Annotated in this window: 11 protein-coding genes; 8 read left to right on the top strand and 3 right to left on the bottom strand. The window is 37.5% G+C overall.

Translation table 11 applies throughout. The features are described from left to right. Positions 1 to 3 precede the first annotated feature (3 nt). Entirely contained in the window at positions 4 to 1,026 is a 1,023-nt protein-coding gene (gene tsaD, locus BUA16_RS09030; protein ID WP_072764426.1) for a tRNA (adenosine(37)-N6)-threonylcarbamoyltransferase complex transferase subunit TsaD, read from the bottom strand. 129 nt (positions 1,027 to 1,155) lie between these two features. On the opposite strand from tsaD, the gene BUA16_RS09025 reads away from it, so the two are divergent. From BUA16_RS09025 to BUA16_RS09010, 4 genes are all read left to right on the top strand, one after another. Next, entirely contained in the window at positions 1,156 to 5,445 is a 4,290-nt protein-coding gene (locus BUA16_RS09025) for a translocation/assembly module TamB domain-containing protein (protein WP_084668469.1), read from the top strand. Between the two features lie 194 nt (positions 5,446 to 5,639). Continuing rightward, a complete protein-coding gene (gene pfkA, locus BUA16_RS09020; RefSeq protein WP_072764425.1) occupies positions 5,640 to 6,626 on the top strand; it encodes a 6-phosphofructokinase in 987 nt (328 codons plus the stop codon). A gap of 23 nt (positions 6,627 to 6,649) precedes the next feature. Continuing rightward, complete coding sequence (gene gap, locus BUA16_RS09015; protein ID WP_072764424.1) at positions 6,650 to 7,651, top strand: type I glyceraldehyde-3-phosphate dehydrogenase; 1,002 nt, start codon at positions 6,650 to 6,652, stop codon at positions 7,649 to 7,651. Positions 7,652 to 7,734: 83 nt separating this feature from the next. Next, entirely contained in the window at positions 7,735 to 8,589 is an 855-nt protein-coding gene (locus BUA16_RS09010; protein WP_072764423.1) for an N-acetylglucosamine kinase, read from the top strand. Here BUA16_RS09010 and BUA16_RS09005 read toward each other — a convergent pair. Continuing rightward, positions 8,579 to 8,959, bottom strand: a complete 381-nt coding sequence (locus BUA16_RS09005; protein ID WP_072764422.1) for a RidA family protein — start codon at positions 8,957 to 8,959, stop codon at positions 8,579 to 8,581. The two genes, BUA16_RS09010 and BUA16_RS09005, sit on opposite strands and share 11 nt — an antisense overlap. A 44-nt stretch (positions 8,960 to 9,003) precedes the next feature. Further along, positions 9,004 to 11,712: a putative LPS assembly protein LptD gene (locus BUA16_RS09000; protein ID WP_072764485.1), complete on the bottom strand. Its 2,709-nt coding sequence runs from the start codon at positions 11,710 to 11,712 to the stop codon at positions 9,004 to 9,006. Positions 11,713 to 11,842: 130 nt separating this feature from the next. On the opposite strand from BUA16_RS09000, the gene BUA16_RS08995 reads away from it, so the two are divergent. The 4 genes from BUA16_RS08995 to BUA16_RS08980 are packed head-to-tail and all read left to right on the top strand — an operon-like array spanning position 11,843 to position 16,226. Further along, positions 11,843 to 13,066 (top strand): N-acetylmuramoyl-L-alanine amidase family protein, encoded by a 1,224-nt coding sequence (locus tag BUA16_RS08995; protein ID WP_072764421.1) that lies wholly within the window; start codon positions 11,843 to 11,845, stop codon positions 13,064 to 13,066. 56 nt (positions 13,067 to 13,122) lie between these two features. Further along, complete coding sequence (locus tag BUA16_RS08990) at positions 13,123 to 14,088, top strand: MlaD family protein (RefSeq protein ID WP_072764420.1); 966 nt, start codon at positions 13,123 to 13,125, stop codon at positions 14,086 to 14,088. 3 nt (positions 14,089 to 14,091) lie between these two features. After that, positions 14,092 to 15,417: a 4Fe-4S dicluster domain-containing protein gene (locus BUA16_RS08985; RefSeq protein WP_072764419.1), complete on the top strand. Its 1,326-nt coding sequence runs from the start codon at positions 14,092 to 14,094 to the stop codon at positions 15,415 to 15,417. 17 nt (positions 15,418 to 15,434) lie between these two features. Further along, positions 15,435 to 16,226 carry a (Fe-S)-binding protein gene (locus BUA16_RS08980; RefSeq protein ID WP_072764418.1) on the top strand — a complete coding sequence of 264 codons (792 nt, stop codon included), beginning with the start codon at positions 15,435 to 15,437 and terminating at the stop codon, positions 16,224 to 16,226. Positions 16,227 to 16,245: the final 19 nt, after the last annotated feature.

The following is a 16,245-nucleotide window of genomic DNA, read 5'->3' as shown; positions in this document are numbered from 1 at the left end:
AAATTATAGGATGTATCTGGCCTTGGCCGTAACACTCTGGTCTGAAAATTCGGTTTCCATATATTTCAGATATCCCACAATTCCGATCATGGCTGCATTGTCGGTGCAAAATTCGAATTTAGGAATATAAGCGGTCCAGCCATGTTTTATTTCCGCTTCTTCCAAAGCCTTTCTAATCCCCGAGTTGGCGGACACCCCGCCACCGATGGCGATTTGTTTTATTCCTGTTTGCTTAACGGCCTTTTTTAATTTGTCCATTAAAATGTTTATAATGGTATATTGAATGGAGGCGCAAATGTCGTTTAAATTTTCCGCAATAAAATTGGGGTTTTTGGCAGTTTCCTTTTGGATAAAATATAGGATGCTGGTTTTTAATCCACTAAAACTAAAATTTAGTCCTTCAACCTTTGGTTTTGGAAACGGAAAGGCCTTGGGGTTACCCAATTGTGCGTATTTGTCTATTAATGGGCCTCCAGGGTATGGCAAACCTAATATTTTGGCGCTCTTGTCATAGGCTTCTCCTACGGCATCGTCTAGAGATTCGCCAATTACTTCCATTTTAAAATAATTTTCTACCAAAACAACCTGTGTATGTCCACCGCTTATGGTCATGGCCAAAAAGGGGAATTTTGGGGTTTTGTGGGTGTCATCCTCAATAAAATGCGATAAAATATGAGCTTGCATATGATTTACCTCAATTAATGGAATGTTCAATCCTAGGGAAAGTGATTTAGCAAATGAAGTTCCAACCAATAAAGAACCCATTAGTCCTGGTCCCCGCGTAAAAGCTATGGCAGATAACTGATTTTTATCGATATTTGCCTTAGCTAATGCTTGATGTACAACAGGAACAATATTTTGTTGGTGAGCTCTCGAGGCAAGTTCTGGAACTACCCCACCGTATTCCTCATGTATTTTTTGCGTGGCCACAATATTGCTAAGAGCTTTTTTGTTGCATAAAACCGCAGCTGAGGTATCATCACAGGAAGATTCTATGGCAAGAATATAAATATTTTTATTTTCCATTCGGTTTGGAATAAAAGTTGAACGTACAAAGGTAAAACATAAAGCCCTATCAAAAAATTAAGAAAAATTGTAGTCCGAGTACTTTTAGTGCTCCTTCTTATTTGTGTTTTGGGCACTTTGGTGCTTTCTATGCCTTTCGTGCAGACCTCCTTTGCCCGATATGCCGCCAATGAGATCAATTCAGTATTTGGTACTAACATCCATATAGACAGGCTAAAAGTGTCCTTAATTACTTGGGATACTTCTTTAAAAGGAGTCTTTGTTGAAGACTACAAGAAAGATACTTTATTTTATATTGATCATCTAAGTACTTCTGTCCTAAATGTTCCAAATCTGGTCAAAGGAAAATTACAATTAGGAGATATAGCAATTGAACGCCTTAACTTTAAATTAAAGACTTATAAAGATGAGAAGAACTCCAATTTAGAGGTTTTTATCGATAAACTAGATGATAAAAAACCTAGAAAACCGGGTACACCACCATTTTTATTCTCTTCTGCCGATGTAGAGATTTCTGAAAGTAAGTTTCAGCTTCTTGATGAAAATAAAGAGAATACCGAAATGTTGAATTTTAGAGATTTAAATATTTCGGCCACGGATTTCCAAATTTTAGGACCCGAAGTTGTATCGAATATTCGCGGCATGTCCTTTATTAGCGAAAGAGGTGTCGAAGTAAAAAAAATGGTCACTAAATTTAAATATACCAAACAACAAATGCGTTTTGATGCCTTAAGCATCGACACTCCAGAATCGCATTTGTCGGGGAATTTAGTCTTCGATTATGAGCGAAAGGACTTTGTCGATTTTATTAATAAAGTAAATATAACTGCCAAGTTTGTAGAATCGACCGTTGCTTTGGACGAAGTGAACCTTCTTTATGATCAGTTTGGTAGCGGTAAAAAAGTGTTGTTTTCTTCCCGGATAAATGGTGTTCTAAACGATCTGAATACCTATGACCTCTTCCTTAATATGGATGATACTGGTATTCGTGGCGACTTTAATTTTAAGAATTTATTTAATAAAGAAGGTGGCTTTGCTTTAACGGCAGAAATGAAGAATGTAACTTCCAATTATTATGAGCTAAGAGCATTGATGCCTAACGTTTTAGGAGATGTTTTGCCTTCCTCTATTCAAAAATTAGGACAGTTTACGGTTAGGGGAGATGCTGTTATTACAGAGTCTTCTATAATATCAAAGGCCAATATCAATACTCTTATTGGTAGCAGTTATGTAGATTTGGAACTAACCGATATCAATGATATCGACAATGCCTCCTACAAAGGTTTTGTCTCCTTGATAGATTTTGATTTGGGAGATTTGTTGGAGACCAAAAAAGTAGGATTAACGACGCTCGATTTTAATGTTGAAGGAAAAGGTTTTATAAAAGAGAATTTAAATACAGAAGTCATTGGAGAAGTGTATTCACTTGGGTTTAATGGCTATAAATACAAGAAACTTAAGGTTTCTGGTGTCTTAAAGGAACAGTTGTTTGATGGTACTTTACTGAGTAATGACGAAAATGCAAAATTTAGCTTTAAAGGGTTGGCAGATTTTGGTGAAGGAAGAAGTAATTTAAACTTTATAGCCTCCGTAGATTATGCCAATTTAAAAAATCTAAAGATCATTGACGATAGTATTTCTGTGTTTAAGGGAGATGTCAATATGGACATTAGCGGAAATACTCTGGATAACCTGATTGGGGATATCAAATTTTCAAAAACTAATTATCAGAATAAAAATGATACCTATTATTTTGAAGATTTTAAAATTTCATCAACTTTTGAGAATGATAGTACTCGAGTTATTACTATCAATTCGCCAGACATTATTACGGGGTACCTCAAGGGGTTCTTTAAAGTAAAAGAATTGGGGAGATTGATGCAAAATTCCTTAGGTAGTATCTATACCAATTACCGACCGTTTAAAATTTCTAAACAACAAAGACTGTCTTTTAATTTTAAAATTTATAACAAGATAGTCGATGTGTTTTTTCCAGAGGTGAAATTTGACCCAAATACATTTATAAAAGGGAATATAATTGCCGATGAAGGCGATTTTAAGCTAAACTTTAAGTCGCCTAGTATCAAAGCTTTTAATAATGAGCTCGATAGCATAGATATTAAAATAGATAATAAGAACCCCTTGTTTAATACCTATATTTCTGTTGGGAATTTAGAAACTCCCTATTATAATGTAAACAACTTTAGTCTTATTAATACGACCTTAAAGGATACCTTGTTTTTTAGAACGGAATTTCATGGAGGAAGTGGTTTTCATGATAGTTATAATATCAATTTTTATCACACTTTCAACAAGGGGAACAAATCTGTTATAGGATTAAAAACTTCCGATATTAGTTTTAAGGGAAATACATGGATTCTGAACAAAGAAGGAGATAACAAAAATAAGGTTATCCTAAATAAAACCTTGGATTCTATAACAATAGAAGAAGTCGTTATGAATAACGGCGACCATGAACAAATTAGGCTTAAAGGCCAATTAGCAGATTCTACCTTTAAGGATATAGAATTGCGTTTTAATCGGGTTTCTTTAAGTAAGATTACTCCCGCTATAGATAGTCTAAAGCTGCATGGAGAGGTTAATGGGACCTTAAATGTGTTGCAAAGGGATAATGTGTATTTGCCGTCTTCGAACCTTAATATTAAAAAATTTGGGATCAATGATATACCCTTGGGCGATTTGTCGCTTGGTATTGTCGGCAATAGGGATTTGACAAATTTTGTGGTCAATTCTGCCTTGGTTGATAAGGAGGTCGAAAAGCTTAGTGTTGTGGGTAATATCTTAAATCAGAAAGATATGCCCCAGGCAAACCTAATAGCTAATTTTCAAGATTTTAACCTTGAGCCCTTTAGTCCGCTTGGAGAAGGGGTAATTACCAATATACGTGGATTCCTGTCGGGAAGTGCTCAGCTGAAAGGAGATATCAATAATCCGGATATGAGGGGGAGCCTCGCTCTCAACGATGCGGGGATAGCGGTGCCATATTTACAAGTAGATTATAGTTTTGCACCCTATTCAAGAGTGAAATTATCAGGGCAGACTTTTAATTTCCAACAAATTCAGCTCACAGATATCTCTATGAATACGAAGGCTGTTTTAGACGGCACAATCACTCATAACCTTTTTAAAGACTGGGTGTTAGATTTAAATGTAGATACCAAAAACAATCGTTTTCTGATTTTAAATACTCCCTTCGAAGAAGAGGTGTTGTATTACGGTATGGGGTATTTAAGGGGGAAAGGACGAATATTTGGTCCAACCAATGCCTTGACCATTAATGTAGATGGGGAAACTGCTAAAGGAACTTCATTAAAAATACCGATAAGCGATGTCGCCAGTATAGGCGATTTTTCCTTTATCAACTTTGTAAATAACAAGGACGAAATACCCGATGATGAAAAACGTAAGCTTAAGGAATATGAAGGGCTAGAATTAGCGTTTAACTTGGATGTTACCCCAGAGGCCGAGGTAGAGATCGTCGTAGATCCAAAGACTGGTAGCTCTTTAAAAGGTACCGGGGTGGGAATTTTATTTATAGAGATAAATACCAAGGGTAAATTTAATATGTATGGCGATTTTGTCGTGGTGACAGGGGAGTTTCATTATAAATTTGGAGGGGTTATAGATAAAACCTTCAGGGTTAAGCCAGATGGGAGGATTACTTGGGAGCGCGATCCTTTGGCTGCTCGTTTAGATATGGAAGCTGTTTATTCTTTGAATGCCAATCCTGCACCGCTTTTAGATAACCCTGGCTACACTAGACGAATTCCTACAGATGTAGTGGTTCGCTTGACCGGGGAGCTAGAAAGTCCAGTCATCGATTGGAGAATTGATTTTCCGGGAACCAATTCTATTGTAAAATCAGAATTGGAATATCGCCTACAGGATCCTACTATTGCAGAAAGAAATGCCTTGTTCTTATTGGCTCAAGGGTCCTTTGTCAATGAAGGTACAGGAATCAATCAACAGGCTGTTACAGGAAACTTACTGCAATCGGCCTCAGGATTGCTTAATTCAGTATTGTCTGGAGATAATGATAAGTTGAACTTAGGTTTGTCGTATGAACAAGGAATTCTAGACCGAAATACCGATATACAGACCGAAAACAGGATTGGAGTAACCTTGTCTACCCAAATAAGCGATAGAGTGCTGCTAAATGGTAGGGTAGGAGTACCTGTTGGTGGGGTGTCGGAAACAGTAGTGGCTGGCGATGTGGAAGTACAAATACTGTTAAATGAAGAAGGAACCCTAAGCGCTAAGATCTTTAATAGAGAAAATGAGATTCAACAATTCCTGGCCGACCGACAAGGATACACCCAAGGAATCGGGCTTTCTTATCAAGTAGATTTTGATAGTTTTAAGGCGTTGTTGTTAAAAATCTTGGGAAGAAAGGAATAAGCTGCAATATACTGTTGAAGCTATAAAAGTAGGAGTGTCTAAAATTTATTTTTGCAATATTCTGACTAAGAATCTAACAATTTGAAGTAAATAATTTATCTAAAACGTTATAGTGATGCCCCAGAATCAAATTAAATCCAAAGTCAATCATTAATTAAAATAAGTTTGCTAGTTTTGTTTTTTTAAAAATTTTCATGAGCTCAACAATAAAGAAAATAGGTGTTTTTACATCAGGAGGTGACTCCCCGGGAATGAATGCTGCAATTAGAGCAGTAGTGAGGACTTGTGCATATTTAAAAGTAGAATGTGTAGGTATCTATAGAGGGTATGAAGGAATGATGGAATCTGACTTTAAGGTAATGGATGCGCGTAGCGTAAACAACATTATCAATAAAGGAGGTACTATCCTGAAGTCTGCTCGCTGTTTGCCTTTTAGAACCAAGGAAGGACGTCAAATGGCCTATGATAATTTAGTGAAGGCTGGTATTGATGCTTTTGTGGTAATTGGAGGTGATGGTAGTTTTACTGGTGCAATGACCTTTAACGAAGAGTTTAATTTTCCTGTAATTGGAATTCCTGGAACCATTGATAACGATATTTTTGGAACTACGTATACCTTAGGGTTTGATACAGCACTGAATACTGCAGTAGAATGTATCGATAAAATAAGGGATACGGCCAGTTCTCATAATCGCTTGTTCTTTGTAGAAGTAATGGGACGCGATGTCGGACACATTGCTTTGAATGCAGGTGTTGGAGCAGGAGCAGAAGAGATTTTGATTCCTGAAGAAAATCTAGGACTAGAACGATTGGTCGAATCGTTGAGACGTAGTAGGTTATCCGGAAAATCCTCTAGTATCGTAGTGGTTGCCGAAGGAGATAAAACAGGTAAAAATGTTTTTGAACTAAAGGAATATGTAGAAGAACATCTTCCCGATTACGACGTGCGAGTATCTGTTTTAGGACATATGCAGCGTGGAGGCTCACCATCGTGTTTCGATAGGGTGTTGGCTAGTAGAATGGGAGTGAGGGCCGTAGAAGCCTTGTTGGAAGGGAAAACGAACCTAATGGTGGGAGTTCAGGATAATAAAATAACCCTGACACCGATCAGTAAGGCAATAAAAGGACATACAAAAATTGATAAGGAACTTATTAGGGTTTCCGATATCATGTCAACATAATTTTAATCATAATAAACATAGAAATGTCAAATTTGAAAATAGGTATTAACGGTTTTGGTAGAATAGGTAGATTAGTATTTAGAGCTACTGTTAAAAGAGAAAATGTTGAGGTTGTAGCGATAAACGATTTATTAGATGTTGAGCATCTTGCTTATTTGCTAGAATATGATTCTGTACACGGAAAATTTGATGGTACAGTTGAAGTAAAAGATGGTAACTTGGTAGTAAACGGTAAAACCGTTAGAATTACTGCAGAAAGAGATCCAAAAAACTTGAAATGGGATGAAGTAGGTGTTGATGTAGTTGCAGAATGTACTGGTATTTTTACTACTTTGGAATCTGCTCAGTCTCATATTGACGGAGGTGCTAAAAAGGTAGTTATCTCTGCTCCATCTAGCAATGCTCCAATGTTTGTAATGGGTGTAAACCATAAAGATGTTAAAGCAAGCGACAAAATCGTTTCTAACGCATCTTGTACTACAAACTGTTTGGCTCCTTTAGCTAAGGTTTTAAATGATAGCTTTGGTATTGAAGAGGCTTTAATGACAACTGTTCACGCTACTACTGCTACTCAGATGACAGTAGATGGTCCCTCTAGAAAAGACTGGAGAGGTGGTAGAAGTGCTTTGTTGAACATTATTCCAGCTTCTACTGGTGCTGCCAAAGCAGTAACTAAAGTAATTCCTGCATTGGAAGGGAAGTTAACAGGAATGGCTTTAAGAGTTCCTACAGCTGATGTTTCTGTAGTTGATTTAACAGTTCGTCTAGAGAAGGAGACTTCTTATGAAGAAATAAAAAAAGCGTTTAAAGCTGCTTCAGAAGGAGAATTGAAAGGAGTTCTAGGATATACAGAGGAGGCAGTAGTTTCTCAAGACTTTATTGGGGATGCAAGAACTAGTATCTTTGATGCAGGTGCAGGTATCGAATTGAATTCTAAATTTTTCAAGATTATTTCTTGGTACGATAACGAAGCTGGATATTCCAACAAATTGGTTGATTTAGCGCAATACATCCAGGAATTATAGGATAATGCTTCTAATATAAAGTTTCCTGAAGGTGAACAATATCTTTGTTTGTTTTCAGGATTCTTTTTTAATAAACATACGTTATGATATTGATTGTTGATAGTGGTGCTACAAAATCTGATTGGATAGCCTTGGATGAAAAAGGAAACCAATTGTTTTTTACCCAAACATTAGGATTGAGCCCGGAAGTGTTAACCCGTCCTGTTATTGAAGATAGATTGGCTAATAATTTTGAGCTTTCCAAGAACCGAGAAATTGTTACTCATTTGTTTTTTTATGGTGCTGGTTGTGGAACCGATCGAATGAGAGTGTTTTTGACCAGTATCTTTAATGAATTTTTTCCCAATGCTAAAGCTGAGGTAAAAGAAGATACCTACGCGGCTATTTATGCTACGACTAAAATAGGGGATCAAAGTATTGTTTGTATCTTAGGAACTGGTTCTAATTGCAGTTATTATGATGGGAATGAGGTGCATCAGAAAGTAGCTTCTTTAGGCTATATTCCTATGGATGATGGTAGTGGAAACTTTTTTGGCAGAAAATTAATCAGAGATTATTATTTCAATAAAATACCAAAAGACCTAAGTTTGAAATTCGAACAAGAATACAACTTGGAGGCCGATGTTATAAAAGAGAACCTGTATAAGCAGCCTAATCCCAATACCTATTTGGCGACCTTTGCTAGGTTTATTGTAGAAAATAAAGAACACCCTTATTGTAAAGGTGTCATTCATAAAGGTTTTCAGCAGTTTGTAAATAATTACATAATGCAATTCGATCTTGCTACCAAGGTGCCTGTAAGTTTCGTAGGAAGTATAGCCTACTATCTTCGAGAAGAATTAGCCACCGTGATAGAAAGAAACGATTTGATTTTAGGGGTAATTCGTCAAAGACCTATAGATGGTCTTGTTGAATTTCACAAGAGTGCTATTGTATAGCGATCATTGAAATTTCTACATTGACAAATTTAGGAAGGTTGGCCACTTCCACAGTTTCTCTGGCCGGTGCCGTTTCAGCATCAAAATAGGCGCCATATACCTCGTTTATCTGTGAAAATTGATGCATGTCTTTTACGAAAATAGACGATTTAACAACATTCTCAAAAGTCATTCCTGCTTCGGTAAGAATGGCTTTTAAGTTTTTCATACATTGCTCCGTTTCAATTTTAATATCTCCAGAAACCAATTCGCCTGTTTTTGGATCCAATGCAATTTGTCCCGATATATATAAGGTGTTTCCAGCTAATATAGCCTGATTGTAGGGGCCTATAGGCGCAGGAGCGTTTACAGTGGTGATTATCTTTTTCATCTGTTAAGGGTTTAAAAATACTTGATTAACTAACTTCTTTGTGATTATCTTCTTCTAGTGGGCTGGCTTCTATTTTCCCATTTAAGATCTTTTAAGATAGAACTCTTTATTCCTATAAAGAAATACCAGCGCTGATAAGTACCGAATGGGGTCCAGTTAAAGTTCATTCTAAAACTTTTTAGATCTCTTTCGAATCGGAGTTGTGTAAGGGTAAAGCCTTGGTTTTTAAAATCGTAACCAGATGATCCCCCTACCTTCCATCTTGGGGAAAGTTGTATGTTTCCCGAAAACATCAGGGCATGGCTACCAATGGCATCCTGACGATTTGAGTTGGTGTAGTTAACTGCATAGGATAATCTAAGGTCCCATGGTAATTTTGTGCCAAAAAATGGATTTTCAACATCCTCACTATCCATAGCGTCCCTATCCGAAGGACGGTTTTCATTAAAATTGTTCGCGCGACCAAAAAGATCATCATCCCTACCACCACTGGAAGCAACATAATCGTATTCGTCTTTATCTTCTTCTTCCTGTTCTTTTTTACCAAAAGACTTACTGCTTAATGAGTAGCTTACATTGGCCCGAGCCGAGGTTAGTCTAAACAGGCTTCCTCCGTTATCTATATTAAAAGTATTTATTCTGGTCCCTTTATTGTCAATGGCATAAGGGTCTAAGCTGGCGCCAAAGTTTATGGCCATTTTATTGTTAAGGATGTTTGTTCCTCCGTTAACGTTTAAAGGGCTTAGTTTTAAAGAGTCAGCTTCAAAATTATAACCAGCGGATAAATTCAAATTACTCAATAAAGATATCTTTTTGGGTTCGGTAGCTGTAGAGTCTTTTGAGCGTACCTTGGCTTCAAGTTGATTCCCTAAAGAGAAACTCATGGAATTAGATTTGTTTAATCCGGGAGCGCCGTTTAAAGTGCCTTCAAATCTGCTGTATAGCTCTTCTTCATTATTAGCGCCGATATAGCTGTCGTAAAATTGCTCAAAAGAAGGTGCGTAACCATAGCTTAACGACGGTCGCATGACATGGCGTATGGCTTGAATTTTTTTGTCCTCTCCGAAATTAAAGGTACCGTATAAGGTTGTCCCTATACTGGTACTGAAATTGTATTTGTTATATCGGTCAAAACCATTTATGGTGTCCGTTATAACCTCTCTTCTAGTATCTGGATCATATCCTCTGCGGTAAGTTTCAATGGCCCAAACGTCCTCATAAGAGCCGCCCACACTAACGCTAAAATGCTTGGCTACCTTAAAGTTGGTGCTTAAAGGAATGGTGTGTCTTGCTCCAAACTTGGAGTCTTTGAACATTCGGCTGGTTAAGAAGTCATCTTCAGTGGTCGAGATGCTGTTACGAGCATTTAGGTTGTATTGGAAATTAATATTTTGAAATAGACCTTTTTTAATTCCTTCCTTTGGGGCAAACGGAAAAATACGCTCCATGCTTCCTTGAAAAGTCGGAAGGGTAACATCGACATTGCCAGTATTGGTGTTTTGGTTGTGTGTAGCCGTTAAACTGACATTTACGGAAGGATACTCCGGAAAAGTCTTTGAGTAGGAGATGGAAGAAGATAAGTTGTTGACTTGGGTGTTTGGCAAATTCTGTTGTAATAAAGAATTTCTATAATAAGAACTACTCCCTAGGTTTACAGAGGCTTGAAATCTGGAATTCGGATTATTTTTAGGATCTTGGGAATGGGATATTTGAATGTTATAAATTGTATTTCTGCTGTAATCGCTAAATCCTTTTTGGCTGTTTACTAAGTTCTCGTACCTAAAATTTATGTTTCCTCTGTACTTATATCTTTTGGTGTAAATAGACTGGGCTCTAAGTCCATAGCTACCATTGGTGTATAAATCCCCGGTCAAAGTCAAATCTGCATAATCGTTTATAGGGATATAATATCCTCCGTTTTGAAGAAAATAACCACGGTTAGGATCACTTCCAAAAGTTGGCATCATTAAGCCTGCTGTCCTTCCAACTGTAAGGGGGAAGTAAGCAAAAGGAAGGGCTATTGGTGTTGGTACATCGGCAATATAGAGGTTGCTGAAGCCTGCGATAACCTTCTTTTTGGGTACGAATTTCGCTTTTTTAATGCGTATATAGTAGTCGGGGTTAAGGGTGTCTTTAGAAGTGGTTAGCTTTCCTTCACTTAAGAAATAAACAGAATCGTTTTCTTTTTTTGTGATCTGGGCATACACCTTCATGGCATCGCTACCTAACTGGCCTAAACCAGCTTGTTGTTCGGTTCTAGAATTCCATATAATAGCCTTTTGTGTGTCAAAATTGAATCGTATGGAGTCGGGGATCACTATATTGCTTCCTTGTTTAAAGTAGGGGAGTTGGGAATAATTCCCCAAGGAATCTTTTATTCGGCCGGCGTACACCTCATTTTTTACGTAGTCCATAATAATTACGCCAGCTTTTAGTTCTGTGTCCTGGTAATATAATTCGGCTTCGTTATAAAGATATATTTTCTGATTTTTTTTACTCATCTTTACATAGTCCTTGGCCTTGTATTTGATGTTGTCTAATAGCAATGGCTTTTTCGCATTAACGGAATCTTTTTGAATAGAGTCTCTTAAGACGGAATCTTGTACTGCAGTAGTCGGAAAGAGTGGCGCTACAATAGTATCTCTAACGGCAGTAATGGGTAATTGCTTAATTTGGTCCTCCTGTGCGGAAGAAGATAGGGCTCCAAATAATAGGAGCAATAGGAAAAGTATATGTTGGTTATTTGATTGCAAAGCTATATGTCCTATTTTTGTAGCGATTGGGCTGAATTTTGGGTTCAAACTTACATATATTTTTTGTTCCGTCTGTAGCCGATTACAATAAATTTAATTTAAAAAAAAACATCTAATCATAACTTTTTATATGCGTCTAAAACGATTTTATCTTATCCCTTTAGTGATTGTAGTCTTTTTGTTAAGTTCGTTTGGCAAAAATAATACAAATGTCGACAATGACGATGAATTTGTTGTTGTATTGGATGCCGGCCATGGAGGGCACGATCCTGGGAATATGGGGAACGGCTACCTAGAAAAAAATATTGCCCTTAAAATAGTTTTGAAAGTCGGAGCCTTGTTGGAAAGGAATCCGAACATAAAAGTTATTTATACTCGGAAGGATGATACTTTCGTGGATTTATACCGGCGAGGAGAAATAGCTAATAAAGCCAATGCGGATCTATTTGTTTCTGTGCATTGCGATTCCCATAACTCCGATGCCCATGGTGCCGGTACTTTTGTTTTAGGGTTGCATGCCAATAAGCAAAACTTTGATATAGCGAAGAAAGAAAACTCCGTAATATACTTAGAAGATAACTATGAAAGTAGATATGCTGCCTATAACATTAATTCTCCAGAGTCGGTTATAGGACTAACTATTATGCAAGAGGAATTTTTAGATCAAAGTATAAGGTTGGCCAAATTAATGCAGGATAATTTCGCTGGAAGACTAAAAAGAAACGATAGAAAAGTGAAACAGGCAGGCTTTATTGTATTGCACCAAACGTTCATGCCTAGTGTATTGGTAGAAACCGGCTTTTTGACCAATAAGAACGAAGGTGCGTACTTGAATTCTAGTAGGGGGCATAATGAAATGGCGAGTGCTATTGCCGATGCTATTTTAAGTTATAAGGGAGAAGTGGTGGTAAATACTGATATTGTTCAAAATATCCCCGATACTCCGGATTCCCAAAATTCAGCTGTGGATAAGAAAAAGGATCTAGCTTTAAATTCCTCAGACGATCAAAAGTTTAGCATACCGAATACTGCCGTTGCTCGGGAAAAAGTAACTGAGAAGACTATAGAAAAAAGTTCTGCTAATAATACTAACATAGTGTTTAAAGTACAGATTTTGGCCAGTTCTAAGAATTTGTCCTTGAAATCAGAAAATTTTAAAGGATTAAACGCTCTGTCCAAGGAATCTTATAAAAATCTTTATCGATATATGTACGGGAATACAGGTTCCCATTCTCAAGCTAAGGAGCTGAAGTCGAATGCTGATGCTAAGGGGTATACGTCATCATATATTGTGGCTTATAAGGACGGGAAGCGGATCTCCGAAGCAGAGGCCCTTAAATACGTTTCGGAATAATAGCAGGTCTTCTAAAAATTATTTCTAATTTTGTTAGTAATTGAAAAATAAATCTTTTGAAAATATCTAGAGAAGTCAAAACAGGTATTATCGTTCTAGGCGGAATACTTTTGTTCATTTTAGGTTTTAGTTACCTGAAATCGACCCCCATTTTTGATAATAGTAAAACATTCTATGCGGTGTATAGTCATGTTGGCGGATTGCAATCGGGCACCCAAGTGACTATTAACGGGTTTACCGTAGGAAAAGTAAATGATATTAGGTTTAAGGACAATTCCGGAAAACTTTTGGTGACTTTTACAGTGAACAACGATTTTTCCTTTTCCAAAAACAGTACCGCCGAACTGTACGATACTGGTATTATAGGGGGGAAAGGTATTCAGATAAAGCCTGTTTTTGACGATTCGCCGATGGCAAAATCGGGAGATACCCTAGCGTCGAATTCAAGACCGGGATTGACAGATATGTTACAACAACGCCTGGCGCCATTGCAATTGAAAATTGAAGGAGCTGTTTCTAATGCAGACTCCTTACTGATGAATATTAACGAGGTCTTGGATACCAAAGCTAAAACCGATTTAAAGGAGAGTATTAGCGGATTAAATGCTATGGTCAAAAGTTTTCAAGGAAGTGCCAACACCCTTAATTCACTTTTAACCAATAACAAAGGCAATTTGGACAATTCCATCAATAACCTAAATAACATTACTGCCAATTTTAGTAAAATATCCGATTCGCTGGCCAATGCAGGGTTGACAGAAACTTTTAAGGGTCTACAATCTACCATTAATAATTTAGATCAAATGTTAGCTAAATTGGATAACGGAGAAGGGTCCTTAGGGAAATTGGTAAATGATAAAGCCTTATATAATAATTTAACAGAAGCCTCAAAGGAACTGGATTTGCTTTTACAAGATTTTCGTTTAAATCCTAAACGATATGTAAATGTATCCGTTTTTGGAAAAAAGCAAACAGAGTACACTCTTCCTAGTGACGATCCGGCAGAAAAAACAGAACAATAAGCTATGGGGTACCTTCCTAATATTGTATTTGCAATTATATTGATTACAGGGATTGGTTATTTTACCAGGAACATTCAAAAACTATCCCGAAACATTAAACTGGGTAAAGATGTCGATACCAGTGATGCCAAGGCTCAACGATGGAGCAATATGTTGCGAATTGCCTTCGGTCAATCAAAGATGGTCGTAAGGCCAATTCCTGGGATTCTGCATATTATTGTGTATTTGGGATTTGTAATCATTAATTTAGAGGTTTTAGAGATCATAATCGATGGCCTTTTTGGTACTCATAGGATATTTGCCTTTCTAGGAAGCGGATATGATGTGTTAATAGCATCCTTTGAAGTATTAGCTGCCTTAGTTATCGTAGCGGTAGTCGTTTTTTGGATCCGTCGAAATATTGTAAGGTTAAAGAGGTTCCTAAACCCTGAAATGAAAGGTTGGCCTAAAACTGATGCCAATTGGATTCTATATATAGAATTTGTTCTAATGCTTCTTTTTTTAACCATGAATGCAGCCGATTTACAGCTTCAACAAATGGACGTTGCTCACTATACCAAAGCCGGTGCATTCCCGATAAGTCAGTTTATAGCGCCTCTTTTCCAAGATATGTCCATAAGTTCTATCATTATCGTAGAACGAGTAGCTTGGTGGTTACATATAAGTGGTATCTTACTGTTTTTGAATTACCTGTACTATTCCAAACATCTTCACATTTTATTGGCTTTTCCGAACACCTATTACGGAAAAGTAAAGCCTAAGGGACAATTTGAAAATTTAGAGGCTGTTACCAATGAGGTGAAATTAATGATGGATCCTTCGGCAGATCCTTTTGCGGCTCCCGATGAAAATGCCCCGGTACCCGAGAAGTTTGGAGCCTCGGATGTACAGGATTTAAATTGGGTTCAATTGCTAAATGCCTATACCTGCACAGAGTGTGGGCGTTGTACCAGTGAGTGCCCTGCCAACCAAACCGGAAAAAAATTATCTCCTCGTAAAATTATGATGGATACCCGGGACAGGTTAGAAGAGGTAGGCAAAAATATGGATGTTAATAAGGGGCAGTTCGTACCCGATGGAAAGCAATTGTTGGGCGATTATATCTCTCAGGAAGAACTATGGGCCTGTACTACTTGTAATGCTTGTGTCGAGGCTTGCCCGGTAAGCATCGATCCGCTGTCCATTATTATGGATATGCGCCAATATTTAGTTATGGAGCAATCCGCTGCACCATCAGACCTAAATAATATGATGGGAAATATAGAAAATAATGGGGCACCATGGCCGTTTAACCAAATGGATAGGCTTAATTGGGCTAAAGAATCATAAAAAAGGAATGCTATAAAATGGAAAACGAACTAAAAGTGCCAACAATGGCAGAACTTTTTGCAGCAGGCGAACAACCAGAAGTTTTATTTTGGGTGGGCTGTGCTGGTAGTTTTGATGATAGGGCAAAGAAAATAACAAAAGCATTTGTAAAAATATTAAACAAAGCGGCAGTGAAATTTGCGGTTTTGGGCACGGAAGAGAGTTGTACAGGGGATCCGGCAAAAAGAGCAGGAAACGAATTTCTGTTTCAAATGCAAGCAGTGACAAATATTGAAGTGTTAAATGGCTATGGGATAAAGAAAGTCGTAACGGCATGTCCACACTGTTTTAACACTATTAAAAATGAATATCCAGGATTGGGCGGTGATTATGAAGTGGTTCATCATACCCAATTTTTAAAACAATTGTTTACAGAAGGCCGTATTAGTATGGAAGGCGGTCAGTTTAAGGGTAAGAGAATTACTTTTCACGACCCTTGTTATCTAGGAAGGGCCAATAACGTTTACGAAGCCCCGCGTGATTTGATTCGAAAATTGGATGCGGAGTTGGTAGAAATGAAGAGCTGTAAATCTAGAGGGTTATGTTGTGGGGCCGGAGGAGCGCAAATGTTCAAGGAGCCAGAAAAAGGTTCCAAGGATATAAATATTGAACGCACCGAGCAAGCCTTGGAAACGCAGCCAGAAATAATAGCCGCTGGTTGTCCTTTTTGTAACACTATGATGACCGATGGGGTGAAAAACAAAGAAAAGGAGTCTTCTGTAGCTGTAATGGATATTGCAGAGCTGATAGCTACAGCAGAAGACCTATAAACAATATTTGGTTCCGGCT

Origin of the sequence: Arenibacter nanhaiticus (genome assembly GCF_900141935.1) — a bacterium.
GTDB classification, from domain to species: domain Bacteria; phylum Bacteroidota; class Bacteroidia; order Flavobacteriales; family Flavobacteriaceae; genus Arenibacter; species Arenibacter nanhaiticus.
Note: the sequence above shows the minus strand (reverse complement) of the source record. Positions and strands in the feature narration are given on the sequence as shown.